Raw genomic sequence first — 17,724 nt, 5'->3', positions numbered from 1 at the left:
GGGGGCCCGTTCGCAGCGCGGGCGTTGAGGGCGGGGTCCGCTGGTCGGGCCTGGGGGCCATGGGGCGATTGTGGCCTCCGAGCGGGATGAGATGTGGGGTGGCAGACGTTGGAGATGGGCGTGGCGGACGGATATCACGGTGGGCTGGGTGTGCTGCTGGATGGCCGGAGGCTGTCGCCCGTGCAGCGGAGGATCGCGCACTACCTCAGCGAGCATCTCGACGAGGCGATCTTCCTGTCCAGCGTGGAGCTGGCCGAACGGGCAGGGGTGAGCCAGCCGTCCGTGACCCGGTTCGCCATGGTGCTGGGGTTCGCCGGATACCCCGAGCTGCGCCAGGCGCTGCGCCCCCTGGTGCTGGGCGGCGGCGGGGTGGAGGGCCCGCAGGAGAGCCTGCTGCGCGGGGCCATCGACTGTGAGATCCGCAATCTCGCGCTCGTCAGGGAGCGCCTGTCGACGTTCCCGCTGAAAGAGCTGGGCGAGCAGCTGGCCGCCACCGAGCCGCTGCCCGTGCTGGGGCTGCGGGTCTCGTGCGGGCTGGCCACCACCTTCGCCTACTACGCCCGCCGCATCCACCCCGACGTGCGGCTGCTCACGCACGGCGGGTCGGAGCTGGTGGACGGGCTGCACGCCGCCCGCAGGGCGGGCGCGGAGTGGGTGGTGGCCGTGGTGCTGCCGCGCTATCCCACGGAGGCGGTGCAGGCCCTGGAGTACGCGGAGAAGCTGGGCCTGCGCGTGGCGGCCATAACCGATAAATCCGATTTCCCGGCCGAGGTCGTGCTGGACGCGCCCGTCGGCGACCGGCTCGTGTTCGATTCGCACGCGGCGCCGCTGGCCCTGGCCATGGCCCTGGTCGAGGCCATGGCCGACGCGGCGCCGCTGCGCACCCAGGCCCGGCTGGAGGAGTACGAGCGGATGACCGACGAGACCGGTGCGTTCCTACCCGGCGATCCTGCGTAGCGATCGCATCGACCAGATCGTGGTGAGCACCGCCAGCACGATGAACACCGCGAAAGCGATCGGGATCGACGAGTCCGACAGCCGCCCGGCGAACAGCGCCCGCCCCGCCTCGACCGCGTGGTAGAGCGGGTTGATCGGGGCGACGACCTGCATCCAGTCCGGCGCGAACGAGATCGGGATGAACAGCCCGGCCAGCAGCATGATCGGCAGCATGAACAGGTTGAGCGTCTGCGACATGCCGTTCTCGTCGCGTACGGTCAGCGCGAGCCCCTGCGACAGCCCCGAGGCGAACAGCCCGGTCGCGGCCATGAGCAGCAGCACCAGCAGCAGCTCGACGGCCCCGATGCGCACGCCCATCGCGATCGCCACGATCAGCACGAGGATCGCCTGGCACACCAGCACGACCATGTCCTTGGCCACCCGGCCGAGCACGATGGCCGGCCGCCACGCGGGGCTGACGGCGTACCGTTCGAGCGAGCCGTTACGCAGCTCGGCGATCAGCCCGAACCCGGAGAAGAGCGAGCCGAAGACCGCGATCATCATCATCGACGCCGGGGTGAACATCCGCAGCGCGTCCGTCGTCGTGCCGCCCGGCGTCAGCGACTTCAGCAGCGGCGCGAACATCAGCAGGTACAGCACTGGCTGCATGATGCCGAACAGCGGCCAGATCGGGTTGCTGAACGACTTCTTCAGCTCGTAGCCGGTGAACAGGGCGATGTGGCGGATCATGCGGCGGCTCCAGCGTCGCGGAGGGTGCGGCCGGTCTTGGCCAGGAAGACGTCGTCGAGCGTGGACCGGTCGAGCGCGATCGAGCTCAGGCCCAGGCCCTGCTCCTCCAGCGCCCGCAGCAGCGCGGGCAGCGTGTGCTCGCCGTCGTCGACGTAGACGCGCAGGAGGTCCTCGTCGACGCGGGTCTCGCGGGCGTACGGCTTGAGCGTGTCGGCGGCCCGCTCAGGGTCGTCCACCCTGAGCGTGATCACGTCGCCGGAGACCTCGCGCTTGAGGTCGCCGGGGGTGCCCTCGGCCACGATCTGGCCGTGGTCGACGATCACCAGCCGGTCGCACAGCGCGTCGGCCTCGTCGAGGTAGTGGGTGCTGAGCAGCACGCTCGTGCCGGACTCGCGCAGCTGCCTGATGCGGTCCCAGAGGTTGGCGCGGTTCTGCGGGTCGAGGCCGGTGGTGGGCTCGTCGAGGAAGAGCAGCGGCGGGTTGTGCACCAGGCCGAGCGCGATGGCCACGCGCCGCTTCTGCCCGCCCGACAGGGTACGCCCGGGGCGGTCGGCCATCTCGGTCAGGTCGAAGCGCTCCAGCACCTCGGCGGCGGCCCGCTTCGGATCCGCCATGGCGTGGATCTTGGCGGCCATCATGATCTGAGCCCTGGCGCTCGTGGTGTCCTCCACGCCGCCGGCCTGGCTCACGTACCCGAGCTTGGTCCGCACCGCGGCGGGCTCCTTGAGCAGGTCGTGGCCCGCGACGGTGGCCGTGCCCGCGTCGGGGGTGATCAGCGTGGCGAGCATCCTGATCGTGGTGGTCTTGCCCGCGCCGTTGGGCCCGAGCACACCGAAGATCTCGCCCTTCTCCACCTCGAGGTCCACGCCGCGGACCGCCTCGACGGTCTGCGTGCCCTTCCTGCTCCTGGTGGTGAACGTCTTTCTTAAGCCGTGTGCCTCAATGATCATTGGGGGGTCCCAGCTCCTTAGGGCAGTTCGTCGGCCTCCACCTGCTTGATGGCCTTCTCCACCCAGTCGAGCTGGGCCTGGAGCATGGCTCTGCTCAGGCGGAGGTTCTCGTCCACGTGCTTGGGGGCGCCATAGCGCTGCTTGACGCCGAAGATGTGACCGATGGTTTCGACGCGCATCCTGAGCTGCTGCATCCTGCCATACAGAGCGTCCAGGATCTCCTGCTTTTCCAGCCGGTCCATGAACGTCAGCGCCACCTGGAACGGGTCCACGATCGGTTCGACCTCGTGCCAGGCGGTCATCAGCAGCCGGTGGAACTCCTTGCGGCCATGCTCGGTCAGCTCATAGACGACCTTGCCGCCCTTGCCCGCCTCGACGATCTCCAGGAGGCCCTCGTCGGCCATCTTGCTGAGCCCGTGGTAGATCGACCCGAAGGCGACGTTCGCCCACTGGTGGGCGCCCATCACCTCCAGTCGCCGCCGGACCCCGTAACCGTTCATCGGGCCGTCGAGCAGGGCGCCGAGGATGAGGATGCGCGTCGAAGACATGGGTACAAGTTTGTATTCAAATTTGAGCAACCGTCAACCTCAATAAGCTGATCTCCATGAGTGAACGACCGACGGCGCTGGTCACAGGCGCTTCACGGGGGATCGGCGCGGCCGTGGCCAAGGCCCTCGGCCCCACGCATCACGTGATTCTCAACGGCCGGGACGAGGAGTCGCTGGCCGCCGTGGCGGCCGGGCTCCCCGACGCGCGGCCCTGGCCGGTGGAGCTGACGGAGGTCGCGGAGCCGGACGTCGCGGGGATCGACCGGCTCGACGTGCTGGTGCACAGCGCCGGGATCAACCGCATGGGCAGGATCGCCGACCTGGCCGCCGACGCGTGGCGCCAGACGCTGGAGGTGAACGTCGTCGCGGTGGCCGAGCTGACCAGGCTGCTCCTGCCCGCGCTCAGGCGGGCCGGTGGGCACGTCGTCTGCGTCAACTCGGGCTCCGGGCAGCGGGCCAACCCCGAGTGGGCCGCGTACGCGGCCAGCAAGTTCGCGCTGAAGGCGTTCGCCGACGCGCTGCGGCTGGAGGAGCCCGAGCTCAGGGTCACCACCGTCTACCCGGGCCGTACGGCCACCGACATGCAGCGCGAGCTGCGCCGCTACGAGGGCGGCGAGTTCGAGCCCGAGAAGTACCTCCAGCCCGAGACCGTGGCGCGGGCCGTGTTCGCCGCCGTCACCGCAGGTCCCGACGCCCACCTCACCGAGCTGACCCTGCGGCCCAGGGGCGGCCCCGTGAACTGAATGGATCCATTCATTACAGTGGGGCCATGCTTCTTGAACCACTCGCGCACATAGGACGGGATCCGGCGACCGGGGGCTACGTCAGGGACGCCTGGTCGGACGCTGACATGGAGCTGCGCGAGTGGTTCGCGGGCGAGGCCCGGCGCAGGGGGCTCGACCTGCGCGAGGACCGCAACGGCAACCTCTGGGCGTGGTGGGGCTCCCCTTCGCGGGATCGCCCGGGGGTGGTCACGGGGAGCCATCTCGACTCCGTACGGCAGGGCGGCGCGTACGACGGGCCGCTAGGTGTCGTGTCGGCCTTCGCGGCGCTGGACCTCCTCCGGCAACGGGGGACGCGGCCTGCCGTGCCGGTCGGCGTGGCGTGCTTCACCGACGAGGAGGGCGCCAGGTTCGGGGTGCCGTGCATGGGGTCGCGGCTGCTCACGGGCGTGCTGGGGCCCGACAGGGCGCTCGCGCTCACGGACGACTCCGGCGACACGCTGGCCGACGTCCTGACGAAGGCGGGGCGGGCGGCGCACGAGATCGGGCGGGACGACGAGACGCTCGCCATGGTCGGCACGTTCGTGGAGCTCCACGTCGAGCAGGGCCGCGGCCTCGTCGACGAGGGGCGGCCCGTCGGGGTGGCTCAGTCGATCTGGCCGCACGGGCGGTGGCGCTTCGACTTCCGGGGCCGGGCCGACCATGCGGGCACCACGCGGCTGGCCGACCGGGACGACCCGATGCTGCCGTTCGCCCGCATGGTGCTGACGGCCCGCACGGCCTCGGCGGAGCGCGGGGTGGTGGCCACGGTGGGCAAGGTACGCGTCTCGCCCGGCAACGCCAACGCGATCCCCGGCCTCGTCTCGGCCTGGCTCGACGCCCGCGGGGCGGAGGAGAGCGCCGTCCGCGACCTCGTCGCCGAGCTGGAGCGCGAGGCGACCTCCGGAGCGGGCGGCGGCCCCGGCACAGGCACCGGCGCAGGCGCGCGGGTCGAGGTCCGGGAGGAGTCGTGGACGCCGGTGGTCGACTTCGACGCGGCGCTCGGAGAGCGGCTGGCCCGGGTGGCCGGGGGCGACACGCCCGCGCCGATCCTCCCCACGGGCGCGGGCCACGACGCGGGAATCCTGGCCGCGGCGGGCGTTCCGAGCGCGATGCTGTTCGTCAGGAACCCCACCGGCGTGTCCCACTCTCCCCACGAGCACGCCGAGCAGGCAGACTGCGAGGCGGGGGTCATCGCACTCGCGGACGTGCTGGAGGATCTGTGTCGCTGACCTACTGGTGCGAGCACGCCTGGCTGCCCGACGGTGTCGCGGAGGGCGTGCTCATCGAGGTCGAGGGCGCCAGGATCGCGAGCGTCGGCCAGGGGCCGCCGGGCCCGGCCGTGCGCCTGCCAGGGCTCACCGTCCCCGGGCTGGCCAACGCCCACTCCCACGCCTTCCACCGCGCTCTTCGCGGCAGCGCCCAGGAGGGCAAGGGCGACTTCTGGACATGGCGCGACCAGATGTACGAAGTGGCGGCGGCGCTCGACCCCGACTCCTACCTCCGGCTGGCCACGGCCGTCTACGCCGAGATGGCGCTGGCTGGGGTGACCTGTGTGGGCGAGTTCCACTACCTGCACCACGCGCCGGACGGCCGCCCGTACGACGACTCCAACGCGATGGGCCACGCCCTCATCCGCGCGGCCCGCGACGCGGGCCTGCGCATCGCGCTGCTCGACACGTGCTACCTGTCCGGCGGCATCGGCGCCCCGCTCTCCGGCGCGCAGCTGCGCTTCACCGACGGGTCCGCGGAGGACTGGGCCTCCAGGGCCGAGGAGCTGGCGGCGGCGTACGAGGGGCAGCCCGACGTGGAGATCGGCGCGGCCATCCACTCGGTACGCGCGGTGCCGCCCGAGCAGATGCCGGTCGTGGCCGAGTTCTCCCACCGCTTCGCGGCGCCGCTCCACATGCACGTGTCCGAGCAGCCGGCGGAGAACACCGCGTGCGTGGAGATGTACGCGGCCACGCCGGTCCAGGTGCTGCACGAGCGGGGCGCGCTCGGCCCGCGCTCGACCGCGGTGCACGCCACCCACCTGACCGACGTGGACATCGAGCTGATCGCCCAGTCCGGCACGTACATCTGCATGTGCCCCACCACCGAACGCGACCTCGCCGACGGCATCGGCCCGGCCAGGGCGGCGGCCGACCGGGGCGCGCAGCTCACGCTCGGCTCCGACAGCCACGCCATGATCGACCTGTTCGAGGAGGCCAGGGCCGTGGAGCTGGACGAGCGGCTGAGCAGTGGCAAGCGCGGCAACTGGAGCGCCGCCGAGCTGCTCGCCGCCGCCACGGGCGCGGGCCACGCCTCGCTCGGCTTTCCCGACGCGGGCCTGCTCGTGCCCGGCGCCTGGGCCGACCTGGTGTCGGTACGGCTCGACTCCGTGCGTACGGCGGGCGCCCGCGGGCTGGAGGCCGTGGTGTTCGCGGCCACGGCGGCGGACGTGCACTCGGTGGTCTCCGGCGGCCGCCGGATCGTCACGGACGGCCGGCACGAGCTCGGCGACGTCGGATCCCTGCTGGCCGAGGCGATGGAGAGGGTGCGATGACCACGCCGGCCGAGGCGATGGAGAGGTTGCGATGACCACGCTGGCCGAGGTGATGGAGAGGGTGCGATGACCACGACGCTGATCGACGGGATCGGGCTGCTCTACACGGGCGACCCCGAGCGCGAGGAGATCGAGGACGCGGCCCTCGTCCTGGACGACGACGTGGTGGCGTGGGTCGGGCCGTCGTCGCAGGCTCCCGACGCCGACGAGCGCGTGGACGTCGAGGGCCGGGCCGTCATCCCCGGCTTCGTGGACAGCCACGCCCACCTGGTCTTCGCCGGTGACCGGACGGCCGAGTTCCAGGCCCGCATGTCCGGCGAGCCGTACACCGGCGGCGGCATCAGGACCACGGTCGCCGCCACCCGGCGGGCCGGCGACGCCGAGCTGGCCGCCCGCACGCTGGGCCTGGTGAACGAGATGCTCGCCCAGGGCACGACCACCGTGGAGATCAAGAGCGGGTACGGCCTGACCGTCGCGGACGAGCGGCGCTCGCTGCGGATCGCCGCCAGGCTGACCGATGAGACCACGTTCCTGGGGGCGCACGTCGTGCCCGCGGACATGGACGCCGACTCCTACGTACGGCTCGTCGCCGGCGAGATGCTCGAGGCGTGCGCACCGTACGCGAAATGGGTGGACGTCTTCTGCGAGCGCGGTGCGTTCGACGGCGACCAGACGCGCGAGATCCTGGGCGCCGGGCTGAAGGCGGGGCTGGGGGTGCGCGTGCACGCCAACCAGCTCGGAGAGGGGCCTGGCGTGCGGATCGCCTGTGAGCTGGGCGCGGCCTCCGCCGACCACTGCACCCACCTGACGCCGGACGACGTGGACGCGCTGGCCTCCTCGGACACCGTGGCGACGCTGCTGCCGGGGGCCGAGTTCTCGACGCGCTCGCCGTACCCCGACGCGCGGCGGCTGATCGACGCGGGCGCGACCGTGGCGCTGGCGACCGACTGCAACCCGGGGTCGTCGTTCACGTCGTCGATGGCGTTCTGCGTGGCGCTGGCCGTACGCGAGATGCGGATGACGCCGCTGGAGGCGGTCAGGGCGGCGACGTACGGCGGGGCACGCGCGCTACGGCGTACGGACGTAGGCTCGCTGCGGCCCGGAGCCCGCGCGGACGTGGTCGTGCTCGACGCCCCCTCCTATGTACACCTGGCCTACCGGCCTGGCGTCCCCCTCGTTCACCAGGTGTTTCACGACGGTCTCCTCCTTGAGTAGGACATCCAGAACCATCCCTCGGACGTAGTGCTTTAGGGAATCTTTGCTTCTGGCCGGACGTTGGCCGGATATAGAACGCAGCTGCGGAACGAGGTGCCTGGGGATGGCAAGGCCTACGGGGAGTCGCACGCAGGAGCAGCACGTCGCGGAGCGCGATCTGCTGGGGACATATCTGGCTGAGATCGGCCGGGTCCCACTGCTCACGGCGGAGGAAGAGGTGGAGCTCGCCAAGCGGATAGAGGCGGGTCTCTTCGCCGAGCAGCTGCTCGACAGCGGGGGCTCGGAGCCGCGGATCGGGGACGCGGCCGACGAGGAGCTGGAGCGGCTGGCCATTTCGGGCCAGCGGGCGAAGGACGAGTTCATCCAGGCCAACCTGCGCCTGGTGGTGGCGGTGGCCAGGAAATACTCGGGGCGGGGGATGCCGCTGATCGACTTGGTGCAGGAGGGCAATCTCGGGCTGGTGCGCGCTGTCGAGAAGTTCGACTACCGGCGGGGGTACAAGTTCTCGACGTACGCGACGTGGTGGATCCGGCAGTCGGTGGGCCGCGCCATCCACGAGCAGGCCCGCCCGGTACGCCTGCCCACGCACGCGGGGGAGCAGATGACCCGGCTGATGCGGGTCCGGCGCGACATGCTGGCCGAGTTCGACGCCGAGCCGACCGACGACGACCTCGCCGGGATCCTCGACCTGCCGATCGAGCGCGTGCGCGAGCTGCGGCGGTGGGCGTCCGACCCGGTCTCGCTCCAGCTCGGTGTGGGTGACGAGGACGAGACGGAGCTCGGCGACATGATCGCCGACGAGACGTGGGCCGACCCCGAGCAGCAGGCCATCGACATCCTGGAGCGCGAGCGCCTGGACCAGTGGCTGACCGGGCTCGAGGGGCCCACCAGCGAGATGCTGCGCTGGCGGTACGGGCTGGTGGACGGGCGCGAGCACACGCTCACGGAGGTGGGCGAACGCTACGGCATCGGCCGCGACCGGGCGCGCCGCATCGAGCGCGACGCGCTGGCCCGCCTGCGCAAGATGGCCACCGCCGCCGCCTGATCCTCGCAAAGGGCGCCCCAGTAACCGGGGCGCCCTTTGCGTTGCGCCCGCTGCCCGGGCCGGCGGGTGACAGATGTCATATGGGGCCCATGACTCAGGCGACTACAAGATCGTCCCAGCCGACGCGAGACTGATGGGAAGTCGGAGCGTTGACAGAAGGCTGGAGGCCACATGCCGGGCATGAGCGTCGAGCTGTCGCCCCATGGCGCGAGCGCCCCCGCGTTCACCCAGGTGAAAGCCAATTTCGAGCTCGTCGCCAAATACGGCGACAACGTGCCGCTCTACCTGTTCTCCGACCTGTTCCTCCGCGCTCCCGCGCTGCGTGAGCTGTTCCCGGTCCAGATGCGCCGCCAGCGCGACCGGTTGATGACGGCGCTGTCGTACGCCGTGGAGCATGCGCAGAACCTGTCGGAGATCACGCCGTACCTGCACCAGCTCGCCCGTAGCCACCGGAAGTCCGGCATCCAGAGTGAGCACTACGAGCAGTGGGGCGCCAGCCTGGTGCACACCATGCAGCGCTTTTCGGGAAACGTGTGGAATGAGGCGGTCGAGGAGGAGTGGCGGGACTTCCTGTCGCTGCTGACCCGGACGCTGGCGGAAGGGGCGCGGCAGGACGCCAGCCTCCGGCCCGCGTACTGGACGGCCGAGGTGATCAGCCACGAGCGGAGAAGCGTGGACGTGGCGGTGCTGCGGCTGCTGGTGGACCGGCCCTTCAAATACGTCCCAGGACAGTCGGCGCCCGTGGAGGTCAAGCAGTGGCCCAACATGTGGCGCTACTACTCGATGGCCAACCTGCCGCGCCGGGACAACACGATCGAGCTGCACGTCAAGGCGGACGGCGCGGTGGGTCGCACGCTGGTCCGCGACGTACGCGAGGGCGAGGTCGTCAAGCTGGGCGCACCCGTCGGCACTCTCACGCTCAACCCGAACACGGGGCGCAACATCCTGCTCATCGCGGGCGGCACCGGATTCGCCCCCATCAAAGCCATTCTCGAGCACGTCACCAAGCTCCCGGTGCCGCCGTGGGTGTCGGTGTTCGTCGGTGCGCGCGAGCCCGAAGGGCTGTACGACCTCGACGCGCTGCGTGGCTGGGAGGAGAAGTTCCCCTGGCTCACTGTCCGCGCGGCGCTGTCGGAGCTGGAGGACCAGAGCGTGGCCACCACGGGTACGGTGAGCGAGGCCGTCAGCCGCTATGGCCGTTGGGAGGGCTACGACGCCTACGTGTGCGGCCCGCCGGGCATGGTCGACAGCACGGTGGCCATGCTACTGGCGAACGGCTTCAGCGACAACCGCATCCGGCTGGAGAGATTCGCCACCGCCGTCACGCCTTCCCGGAGGTTTGCCACATGAATGACTCGATGGAACCGTTTCCCCCGCCGGGCCAGTCGCTGAACGGCAACGGGCACCGCGCGGCCCAGGACCTGATGCCGTGGACCGAGGAAACGCCCGGTGACAACAGCGACGCCAACAGCGGATGGCACGAGGACGCCTGGGAGGAGCCGCAGTGGGACGAGCCCCAGACGGCGGGCGATGACGTCTCCGCCGAGCGGCTGACCCCGGCGGCGCTGCGTTCGGTGGTGTTCCGCCGCGCTCCGCTGGGCAAGCGCGGCCTGGACGAGAACCAGGTGAACAACCTCCTCGACCGGGTCGAGACCGAGCTGGTACGGCTGACACAGGAGAAGAAGGCGCTGGAGGCCGAGGTCAAGCTGCTGCGTGACACCGCGACGCGGCAGGCGCAGAGCGGGCCGGAGCCCGCCGCCCCCGCCGAACCTCCCAGGGAGCAGCCCAAGGCCAGGGAGACCGGGCTGGCGCGCGTCGACCCGGCCGAGCAGGCAGCGTCGCGTACGGTGGCCAGCCGCGTCCAGGAGGCGCATGTGTACGCCGCGAGCCTGCTCTCGCAGGCGCAGCAGACCGCCGACCAGTACATCCAGGACGCGCAGCGCTACAGCCGTGAGCTGATCGAGGACGCGCTGCTCAGGCGCGGCGCGATGCTGGCCAAGGCGGCCGGGGAGCAGGGCGTCGCCGGTGACGAGTCGGTGGGCCGGGAGATCGCCCGATTGCGCGCGGCCAACCAGGCGTATCGCGGCAAGCTGCGCGACCACTTCGAGTTGATGCTGATGAACCTCGACGAGTGGGAGACGGCCGAAGGGATCGGCGGCGGCTCGGCGTGACCGCGCACCGGCGCCTCGTCGTGGTCCTCGGGGCCACGGGGCTGATCGGCTCGCAGGTCACCGACCTGCTCGCGGACCGGGACATCAGGCTGCGCCTGGTCGCCTCGCACGAGCCGCCGCGGCTCACGGGCAGGGCGGAGGCGGAGACCCTCGCCGCGGACCTCACCGCTCCTGGCCAGGTCGCCGCGGCGGTGGCGGGCGCCGACGCCGTCCTCCACCTCGTGGCCCGCCACGACGGCACGCGCGCCTGGCGGGTGGCCGAGGGCGACGACGCGGGCGAGCGGATCAACGTCGGCGTCCTGAGCGACGTGCTCGCCGCGACCGGGCCCGCGAGACCCGTCGTGGTGTTCGCCGGCTCGACGTCGCAGTCCGGCGCGGCGGGCCGCATCGACGGCACCGAACCGGACCGTCCGGCAAGCCTCTACGACCGGCAGAAGCTGGCCGCCGAGACCGCGCTCATGCGCGCGACGTCGGCCGGGCTCGCGCACGGCGTCTCCGTACGGCTGCCCACCGTGTACGGTTGCCGCCCCGACGGCGCCGAACGCGGCGTGGTGTCCGCCATGGCGCGCCGGGCCCTGACCGGCGAGCCGCTGCAGATGTGGGGAGACGGCCGGATGAGACGCGACCTGCTGCACGCGCGCGACGCGGCAGGCGCCCTGGTGGCCGCGCTCGACCACGCCGGCACGCTGGCGGGACGGCACTGGGTGGTGGGCACGGGACGCCCGGTGGCGGTCGCCACCCTGTTCGGGCTGGTCGCGAGGACGGTCGCCGAGCACACGGGCCGGCACCCGGTGCCGCTGCGATCCGTGCCGCCGCCCGCGCATGCCACCTCTGGGGACCTCATGGACGTGGAGATCGACGCGTCGCGCTTCACCGCCGTGACCGGCTGGAGCCCGCTCGTCGAGCTGAGCGAGGGGCTCAGGGAGACCGTGGCTAACGCGCTGCGACCATCTCTCGCACCACGCTGTACAAGCACGCGATGAGCGTCCTGGCCTGCACGTTGAGGTAGTGGCTGTGCCGCAGCAACTCGGTGAGCTGCGGCAGGGAGACCCAGCGGAAGTCCGGGTGCGCATGGTCGGCGTCGGTCTCGACGATGAGATAACGGTTGCGCGCGTGGTGGAAACGCCCGCCCTCCTCCGACAGCATGGTGTCGAAGAGCACCCGGCCGGGCGGCGTGCCGAGCACTTCCTCCAGGTACGGCGGCGGCGTGTCGTGGTTGGCGGGCGCGCACTGCACGGTCGGCCCCAGCTCTGCGACGTCGGCGTATCCAGGTTCGACGCGTGCCCTGACCAGCACGTGCGGCACGCCGTCGAACCGGTTGAGCAGGAACGCCACGACGCCGGTCGCGGTCGGCTCGATCATCGGCTGCGTCCAGGCGCCCACCTCACGGTCGCTGGCGGTCACGCTCACCCCCATCACGGTGAAATACCTGCCCGTCTCGTGGGCGATCGCGCCGCGCTCCCTCCGCCAGCCGCCGACCCGGTCGAGCGGTATCCGCTCGACGTGGATCTCGACCGTCGAGCGCCGCTGGGTGATCCAGCTCAGGATCTCGCCCATGTCGTGCCGGGAACGGCCGGACATGGCGTATTCGTCGCCCCATACGGACGGCGGCAGGCAGGACAGCACGGTCCTGGTGTCCATGTTCACCACGTCGGGCACCGACAGCAGGTCGAGCACGTCATCCAGGGCCAGCCAGCGGAAGCCCGCCGACGGCGCGAGGTCGTCGGTGATCTCGACGACCATGTTCCTGTTGCGTTTGCGGTAGAACCAGCTGCCCTGCTCCGACTGCCGCACGTCGCTCAGCACCCGGCCGTCCGGGGAGCGGAACCTGTCCAGGTAGGGCACGGGACGCCCGCCGTGCACGCGCGTGTAGTTGCTCCGGGTGGCCTGCACGGTCGGGGACAGCTGGGCGCCGTTGACGTTGCCGGGCTCGTGCTTGGCCTGAAGCAGCAGCTGGGGGACACCGTCGAGCCGTCTCATGAGGATGCCGAGCACGCCCACTTCGGGCTGGTTGATGATGGGCTGCGCCCACCGTGACACAGGCCCGTCGGGGTAGCGGACGTCCACCCCCTCGACGCTGAAGAATTTTCCGCTCGCATGCACCAGATTGCCGGTGCCGGGGTCGCGGCGCCAGCCGGTGAGTTCGTCCAGCGGAATTCTTTCGGCTTTCATCGAGCCGTGCGCGGAAAGCCAGCGGAGGGCATTCATAATATAGTGGCTCCATGGAAATTAAGATGCGTTGCCGAATCTGTTCCGGGCGGTTGGAACAGGTCGCCGACTTCGGGCGGCAGCCTTTGTCCGACGCATTCAGAGAACCGGCCGAACAACGGGCGGAGTTCTTTTTCCGGCTCGCCGTCGGCGTATGCGGCTCGTGCTCCATGGTGCAACTCATGGAGGAGGTCCCGCGGGAACGCATGTTCCACGACGGCTATCCCTATCTGTCCTCGGGCTCGTCGGTGATGCGCGAGCACTTCGCCGGCTTCGCCCAGCGGGTCATGAGCGAACGGAGCGATCCGTTCGTGGTCGAGCTGGGCTGCAACGACGGCGTCATGCTCGGCAACCTCGCTCGCGCGGGCGTCAGGCACCTGGGCGTGGAGCCGTCGGGAGGCGTCGCCGACCGCGCCGCGGCCCAAGGGGTACGGGTCTGCAAGGAGTTCTTCGAGTCGGGCGTCGCCGAGCGGATCCGCGCCACCGACGGACCCGCCGATGTGATCTACGCGGCCAACACGTTGTGCCACATCCCCTACATCGGCTCGATCCTGCGCGGCGTGGCCACGCTGCTCGGCCCCGACGGCGTCTTCGTGTTCGAGGACCCCTATCTGGGCGACGTCGTCCGCCTGACCTCCTTCGACCAGATCTACGATGAGCACTTCTTCCTCTTTTCCGCCGGCTCGGTGCAGCGGATGGCCGCGCCGTACGGGCTGGAGCTCGTCGATGTCGAGCGGCTGGACGTCCACGGGGGAGAGGTGAGATACACGCTGGCCGGAAAGGGAGCCAGGGAGCAGAGCGCCGCCGTGCGTGACCTGCTCGCCGATGAGGCCGCGCAGGGCATCGCGACCGCCGCCGCGCTGCGTGCCTTCGCGGGCCGCGCCGCCGACAACCGTGACCGCCTGGTCGCGCTGCTCACCGAGCTGCGCGAGCGCGGCGCGAGCGTCGCCGGGTACGGCGCCACCGCCAAGAGCGCCACCGTGCTCAACTACTGCGGGATCGGACCCGACCTGATCCCGTTCATCGTCGACACCACCCCGGCCAAGCAGGGCAGGCTGACTCCCGGCTCGCACATCCCGATCAGGGGGCCGGAGGCCTTCCGCGATCCCTACCCCGACTACGCGGTGCTCTTCGCCTGGAACCACGCCGCGGAGATCATGGCCAAGGAGCGTGAGTTCCGCGAGGCGGGCGGGCAGTGGATCCTCTACGTGCCGGAGGTCCACGTTGCTTAGCCGGGAGCTCGAGGTCCGCGGCGCCTTCGCCTTCCAGCCGACGGCCTACCCCGACGAGCGCGGCGAGTTCGTCACCGCGTACCAGCGCGCGGACTTCGTGGCCGCGCTCGGGCATCCGCTCTTCCCCGTCGCGCAGGCCAGCCAGAGCACCTCCCGGCGCGGCGTGGTGCGCGGCCTGCACTACACGCCGGCGCCGCCGGGAACCGCCAAATACGTGCGGTGTGTCCGCGGCAGGGCGCTCGATCTGGTGGTCGACCTGCGGCTCGGGTCGCCGACCTTTCGCCGGGTCGACCAGGTGGAGCTCAGCGGGAGCGGTCACTGCGCCGTCTACCTGCCGCCCGGCGTCGGGCACGCCTTCGTGGCGCTGGAGGACGACACGATCATCTCCTACCTGCTGTCGGAGGAGTACGAGCCGCGCAACGAGCTGGCACTCTCGGTGCTGGACCCGGAGCTCGGCCTGCCGCTGCCGCGGGACCTGGAGCCCGTCCTGTCCGAGCGCGACCGTGCCGCGCCCACGTTCGCGCAGGCCGCGGAGCGCGGCCTGCTGCCCGATCACGCCGCGTGCGAAGCGGTGCGGCATGCCTGGTCATAGCACCTTCCGCAGCACCGAGATCACCCGTTCCTGCTTCTCCTGCGACAGCGAGGGGTACATCGGCAGCGAGAAGATCTCGCCGGCCAGGCGCTCGGTCACCGGCAGGCTGCCCTGCCGATAGCCCAGATGGGCGAAGCCCGTCATCGTGTGCACCGGCCATGGATAGCTGATGTTGAGGTGGACGCCCTCGTCCGCGAGGGCCTGGATGATCTGGTCACGGCGCGGATGCCGTACGACGTAGACGTAGTACACGTGGTCGTTGCCGGGGTCGGTGGCGGGCAGCACCAGGTCGGTGTCCCCGAGCGCGTCGGCGTAGCGCGCGGCCACGGCCCGGCGTCCGGCGATGTAGCCGTCGAGCCTGCGGAGCTTGCGGCGGAGGATCTCCGCCTGGAGCTCGTCCAGCCGGGAGTTGTGGCCGGGCGTCTCGACGACGTAGTAGCGCTCCTCCATCCCGTAGTAACGCAGCCGGCGCAGGGCGCGGTCCACCGCGTCGTCGTCGGTGAGAACCGCGCCACCGTCGCCGTAGGCGCCCAGGACCTTGGTCGGATAGAAGGAGAAGGCGGCGGCGTCGCCCGTGGATCCGGCGATCACGCCGTTCCGGCGGGCCCCGTGCGCCTGCGCGCAGTCCTCCAGGATCACCAGGCCGTGCCGGTCGGCCAGGCGCCGCAGCGGCGCCACGTCCACGCACTGCCCGTACAGGTGCACGGGCAGCAGGCAGCGGGTCCTCGGCGTGATGGCGGCGGCCACCTGGTCCACGTCCATGAGGTACGTGCCGGGGTGCACGTCGACGAAGACCGGGACGGCGCCGACCGCGTCGATGGCCACGACGGTCGGCGCCGCGGTGTTGGACACCGTGATGACCTCGTCACCCTTGCCCACGCCGAGCGCCTGGAGGGCGAGTTTGATCGCGTTGGTGCCGTTGTCGACCCCCGCGCAGTGGCGCAGGCCATGGTAGGCGGCGAACTCGGACTCGAAGCCCAGCACGCTCTGGCCGAGGATGAGCCTGCCGGATTCGAAGACCTGCTCGACCGCGTCGAGGATGTCCTCTCGCTCGGCGTGGTATTCGGCCAGGTAATCCCATACGTGCATGGAGCGTCTCCTCCTGGGGTGTCGTCACGTACCGAGATCGCGTCGCTCGTACACGAAGATCGCTAGACCGGTGGCGATCGCTACGTACAGGGTGAACATCCCCAGTCCGGGCAGCGGGCCGAGCGGCAGGTTCGCGACGGCCGCCCCGACCGTCTTGAACGGCAGGAAGGCCACGACCTCCGGCGGGACGGTGTAGGCGAAGACCGCCTCGATGCCGAGCGCCCACACCAGCAGCAGCGCGACCGCGCCCGCGGTGCTCCTGAGCAGCAGCCCCATGGCCGTGCCGAGGATGGTGGCCAGCGGGACCGCGATCAGGGTCGTCAGCACGAGCAGCCCACCGTCACCGCTCAGCGGCGAGTATCCGCTGCCGCCTGTCAGCAGCCCGCCCACGTACGCCAGAGCCGTCGACACGACGCCGACCGCGAGCGCGATCACCGCGGCCGCGGTGAACTTGGCCGTCAGCACCTGCCGGCGCCAGGGCGACATGATCGAGGTGATGCGGAAGGTGCCGCTGCGCAGATCGCCTGTGGCGATGAGCACGCCGAGCACCATCATCGCGTAGATGACCACTTCCATGGGGAAGGCGACGGCCTGGATCGACGTGCCCATCCCGGGGATGTTGCCCTTGGCGTCGACTCCGGTGCCGACGAGGGCGGCGGCGATGCCGGCGACGGCGATGGACGCGATCACCGTGATCAGATAGCTCCTCAGCGTGCGGAATTTGATGATCTCCGCCGACCAGAGATTAGCGAATGACATGGCTCAGCCCACCTCTCCTCGGATGCCGGTCTTGTCGGCGGTCGCCTGTGCGAAGGCCCGCTGCAGGTTGTGCTCTTCTTTCAGCCCGAAGATCGCGATGCGGCTGTCCCTGGCGATCTGACCGACCATGACGGGGGTGATCCCGGTGACCTGCAGTCGTTGCGAGCCCACGACGCCGAGCACCCGGCCGCCGGCCTTCGAGATGGCGGCGCCCAGCGCCTCCGGGTTGTCGCACTCGACGCTGACCGTGTGGCTCTGGAACCGCTTGATGAACGACTCGGCGGAGCCCGCGCCGACAATCTTGCTCTGGGCGATCACCACCAGGTCGTCGATCAGGTCCTCCATCTCCGCCAGCAGGTGGCTGGAGAGGAAGATCGTCCTGCCCTGATCCCTGAACTGCCGCAGGAGCGCCTTCAGCCAGGCGATGCCGTCGGGGTCGAGCCCGTTCATCGGCTCGTCCAGCACGACGATCTCGGGATTGCCCACCAGAGCGATGGCCAGGGCCAGGCGCTGGCGCATGCCGAGCGAGAACCTGCCGACCCGCTGCCCTGCCACGTCGGTCAGCCCCACCCGGTCGAGGAGGCTCTCGGCCTGCCCCTGGCCCGCCCCGGCCAGTTTGGCCGCCCACCGCACGCTGTCGATCGCCCTGCGGCTGGGATGCGCGCACTGCGTGTCGAGCACCGCGCCGATCTTCCGGGCCGGGATGGGCCACTCGTCGATGCGCTTGCCGTCGATGAGCGCCGTCCCGCTGGTGGGCCGGTCGAGTCCGAGGAACAGGCGCATCGCGGTCGACTTGCCCGCGCCGTTGGGGCCGAGGAAGCCGGTGATGGCCCCCGCCCGGGCGGAGAACGTGGCGTTGCTCAGCGCGACCACGGGGCCGTACCGCTTGGTCAGGCCCTCCGCCTTCAACATCTGTTTCATGG

Annotated in this window: 18 protein-coding genes; 11 read left to right on the top strand and 7 right to left on the bottom strand. The window is 70.9% G+C overall.

Translation table 11 applies throughout. The annotated features are described in order from the left end of the window. The first annotated feature begins 120 nt into the window (after positions 1-120). Entirely contained in the window at positions 121-957 is an 837-nt protein-coding gene (locus ABD830_RS13080) for a MurR/RpiR family transcriptional regulator (RefSeq protein ID WP_344986972.1), read from the top strand. Here the strand turns inward: ABD830_RS13080 and ABD830_RS13075 are convergent. From ABD830_RS13075 to ABD830_RS13065, 3 genes are read right to left on the bottom strand one after another with little or no spacing between them, the layout of a single operon-like run. Continuing rightward, on the bottom strand, positions 937-1,686 hold the full coding sequence (locus ABD830_RS13075; RefSeq protein ID WP_344986970.1) for an ABC transporter permease: 750 nt from the start codon (positions 1,684-1,686) through the stop codon (positions 937-939). The two genes, ABD830_RS13080 and ABD830_RS13075, sit on opposite strands and share 21 nt — an antisense overlap. Further along, positions 1,683-2,636, bottom strand: a complete 954-nt coding sequence (locus ABD830_RS13070; RefSeq protein WP_344986968.1) for an ATP-binding cassette domain-containing protein — start codon at positions 2,634-2,636, stop codon at positions 1,683-1,685. Before ABD830_RS13070 ends, ABD830_RS13075 begins: the two co-directional genes overlap by 4 nt. Positions 2,637-2,653: 17 nt before the next feature. Next, positions 2,654-3,184: a PadR family transcriptional regulator gene (locus ABD830_RS13065; protein ID WP_344986967.1), complete on the bottom strand. Its 531-nt coding sequence runs from the start codon at positions 3,182-3,184 to the stop codon at positions 2,654-2,656. Positions 3,185-3,240: 56 nt separating this feature from the next. Here ABD830_RS13065 and ABD830_RS13060 point away from each other — a divergent pair, with 56 nt between their 5' ends. The 8 genes from ABD830_RS13060 to ABD830_RS13025 all read left to right on the top strand — a co-directional run bounded on the left by ABD830_RS13060 (position 3,241) and on the right by ABD830_RS13025 (position 11,904). Then, positions 3,241-3,927 (top strand): SDR family oxidoreductase, encoded by a 687-nt coding sequence (locus tag ABD830_RS13060; RefSeq protein ID WP_344986966.1) that lies wholly within the window; start codon positions 3,241-3,243, stop codon positions 3,925-3,927. 26 nt (positions 3,928-3,953) lie between these two features. After that, the gene (locus ABD830_RS13055; RefSeq protein ID WP_344986965.1) at positions 3,954-5,177 is read left to right on the top strand and encodes an allantoate amidohydrolase; all 1,224 of its coding nucleotides are present in this window, start codon (positions 3,954-3,956) and stop codon (positions 5,175-5,177) included. Then, a complete protein-coding gene (locus ABD830_RS13050) occupies positions 5,168-6,490 on the top strand; it encodes a formimidoylglutamate deiminase (protein WP_344986963.1) in 1,323 nt (440 codons plus the stop codon). The genes ABD830_RS13055 and ABD830_RS13050 overlap by 10 nt, the downstream gene beginning before the upstream one ends. Before the next feature lie 66 nt (positions 6,491-6,556). Beyond that, entirely contained in the window at positions 6,557-7,705 is a 1,149-nt protein-coding gene (gene hutI / locus ABD830_RS13045; RefSeq protein ID WP_344986962.1) for an imidazolonepropionase, read from the top strand. Between the two features lie 103 nt (positions 7,706-7,808). Beyond that, a complete protein-coding gene (locus ABD830_RS13040; protein WP_344986961.1) occupies positions 7,809-8,750 on the top strand; it encodes a sigma-70 family RNA polymerase sigma factor in 942 nt (313 codons plus the stop codon). A gap of 171 nt (positions 8,751-8,921) precedes the next feature. Then, positions 8,922-10,100, top strand: coding sequence for a globin domain-containing protein (locus ABD830_RS13035; RefSeq protein WP_344986959.1), 1,179 nt, complete (start codon positions 8,922-8,924; stop codon positions 10,098-10,100). Then, positions 10,097-10,921 (top strand): DivIVA domain-containing protein, encoded by an 825-nt coding sequence (locus tag ABD830_RS13030; protein WP_344986958.1) that lies wholly within the window; start codon positions 10,097-10,099, stop codon positions 10,919-10,921. The genes ABD830_RS13035 and ABD830_RS13030 overlap by 4 nt, the downstream gene beginning before the upstream one ends. Next, positions 10,882-11,904: an NAD-dependent epimerase/dehydratase family protein gene (locus ABD830_RS13025; RefSeq protein WP_344986955.1), complete on the top strand. Its 1,023-nt coding sequence runs from the start codon at positions 10,882-10,884 to the stop codon at positions 11,902-11,904. Before ABD830_RS13030 ends, ABD830_RS13025 begins: the two co-directional genes overlap by 40 nt. Here ABD830_RS13025 and ABD830_RS13020 read toward each other — a convergent pair. After that, on the bottom strand, positions 11,855-13,129 hold the full coding sequence (locus tag ABD830_RS13020) for an NDP-hexose 2,3-dehydratase family protein (protein WP_344986953.1): 1,275 nt from the start codon (positions 13,127-13,129) through the stop codon (positions 11,855-11,857). The two genes, ABD830_RS13025 and ABD830_RS13020, sit on opposite strands and share 50 nt — an antisense overlap. A 14-nt stretch (positions 13,130-13,143) precedes the next feature. Between ABD830_RS13020 and ABD830_RS13015 the strand changes: the two genes are divergently transcribed. Continuing rightward, positions 13,144-14,361 (top strand): methyltransferase domain-containing protein, encoded by a 1,218-nt coding sequence (locus ABD830_RS13015; RefSeq protein ID WP_378520948.1) that lies wholly within the window; start codon positions 13,144-13,146, stop codon positions 14,359-14,361. After that, a complete protein-coding gene (locus tag ABD830_RS13010; RefSeq protein WP_344986952.1) occupies positions 14,354-14,953 on the top strand; it encodes a dTDP-4-dehydrorhamnose 3,5-epimerase family protein in 600 nt (199 codons plus the stop codon). The genes ABD830_RS13015 and ABD830_RS13010 overlap by 8 nt, the downstream gene beginning before the upstream one ends. On the opposite strand, the gene ABD830_RS13005 is transcribed toward ABD830_RS13010, so the two are convergent. From ABD830_RS13005 to ABD830_RS12995, 3 genes are read right to left on the bottom strand one after another with little or no spacing between them, the layout of a single operon-like run. Further along, positions 14,948-16,042 (bottom strand): DegT/DnrJ/EryC1/StrS family aminotransferase, encoded by a 1,095-nt coding sequence (locus ABD830_RS13005; protein ID WP_344986950.1) that lies wholly within the window; start codon positions 16,040-16,042, stop codon positions 14,948-14,950. The two genes, ABD830_RS13010 and ABD830_RS13005, sit on opposite strands and share 6 nt — an antisense overlap. Before the next feature lie 24 nt (positions 16,043-16,066). Then, positions 16,067-16,801 carry a hypothetical protein gene (locus ABD830_RS13000; RefSeq protein ID WP_344986949.1) on the bottom strand — a complete coding sequence of 245 codons (735 nt, stop codon included), beginning with the start codon at positions 16,799-16,801 and terminating at the stop codon, positions 16,067-16,069. Positions 16,802-16,804: 3 nt separating this feature from the next. After that, positions 16,805-17,722 (bottom strand): ABC transporter ATP-binding protein, encoded by a 918-nt coding sequence (locus ABD830_RS12995; RefSeq protein WP_344986947.1) that lies wholly within the window; start codon positions 17,720-17,722, stop codon positions 16,805-16,807. Between the last annotated feature and the right edge of the window lie 2 nt (positions 17,723-17,724).

It is taken from the genome of Nonomuraea helvata (genome assembly GCF_039535785.1).
In the GTDB taxonomy this organism is placed as follows: Bacteria; Actinomycetota; Actinomycetes; order Streptosporangiales; family Streptosporangiaceae; genus Nonomuraea; species Nonomuraea helvata.
This window is presented reverse-complemented; position numbering and strand designations above follow the sequence as displayed.

Bases quoted from the DNA above. Each gene is read 5' to 3' on its own strand.
- ABD830_RS13065 (WP_344986967.1), bottom strand. From the start codon at position 3,184: ATGTCTTCGACGCGCATCCTCATCCTCGGCGCCCTGCTCGACGGCCCG.
- ABD830_RS12995 (WP_344986947.1), bottom strand. From the start codon at position 17,722: ATGAAACAGATGTTGAAGGCGGAGGGCCTGACCAAGCGGTACGGCCCC.
- ABD830_RS13040 (WP_344986961.1), top strand. From the start codon at position 7,809: ATGGCAAGGCCTACGGGGAGTCGCACGCAGGAGCAGCACGTCGCGGAG.
- ABD830_RS13015 (WP_378520948.1), top strand. From the start codon at position 13,144: ATGGAAATTAAGATGCGTTGCCGAATCTGTTCCGGGCGGTTGGAACAG.
- ABD830_RS13060 (WP_344986966.1), top strand. From the start codon at position 3,241: ATGAGTGAACGACCGACGGCGCTGGTCACAGGCGCTTCACGGGGGATC.
- ABD830_RS13055 (WP_344986965.1), top strand. From the start codon at position 3,954: ATGCTTCTTGAACCACTCGCGCACATAGGACGGGATCCGGCGACCGGG.
- ABD830_RS13075 (WP_344986970.1), bottom strand. From the start codon at position 1,686: ATGATCCGCCACATCGCCCTGTTCACCGGCTACGAGCTGAAGAAGTCG.
- hutI (WP_344986962.1), top strand. From the start codon at position 6,557: ATGACCACGACGCTGATCGACGGGATCGGGCTGCTCTACACGGGCGAC.
- ABD830_RS13070 (WP_344986968.1), bottom strand. From the start codon at position 2,636: ATGATCATTGAGGCACACGGCTTAAGAAAGACGTTCACCACCAGGAGC.
- ABD830_RS13030 (WP_344986958.1), top strand. From the start codon at position 10,097: ATGAATGACTCGATGGAACCGTTTCCCCCGCCGGGCCAGTCGCTGAAC.
- ABD830_RS13005 (WP_344986950.1), bottom strand. From the start codon at position 16,042: ATGCACGTATGGGATTACCTGGCCGAATACCACGCCGAGCGAGAGGAC.
- ABD830_RS13035 (WP_344986959.1), top strand. From the start codon at position 8,922: ATGCCGGGCATGAGCGTCGAGCTGTCGCCCCATGGCGCGAGCGCCCCC.
- ABD830_RS13000 (WP_344986949.1), bottom strand. From the start codon at position 16,801: ATGTCATTCGCTAATCTCTGGTCGGCGGAGATCATCAAATTCCGCACG.
- ABD830_RS13020 (WP_344986953.1), bottom strand. From the start codon at position 13,129: ATGAATGCCCTCCGCTGGCTTTCCGCGCACGGCTCGATGAAAGCCGAA.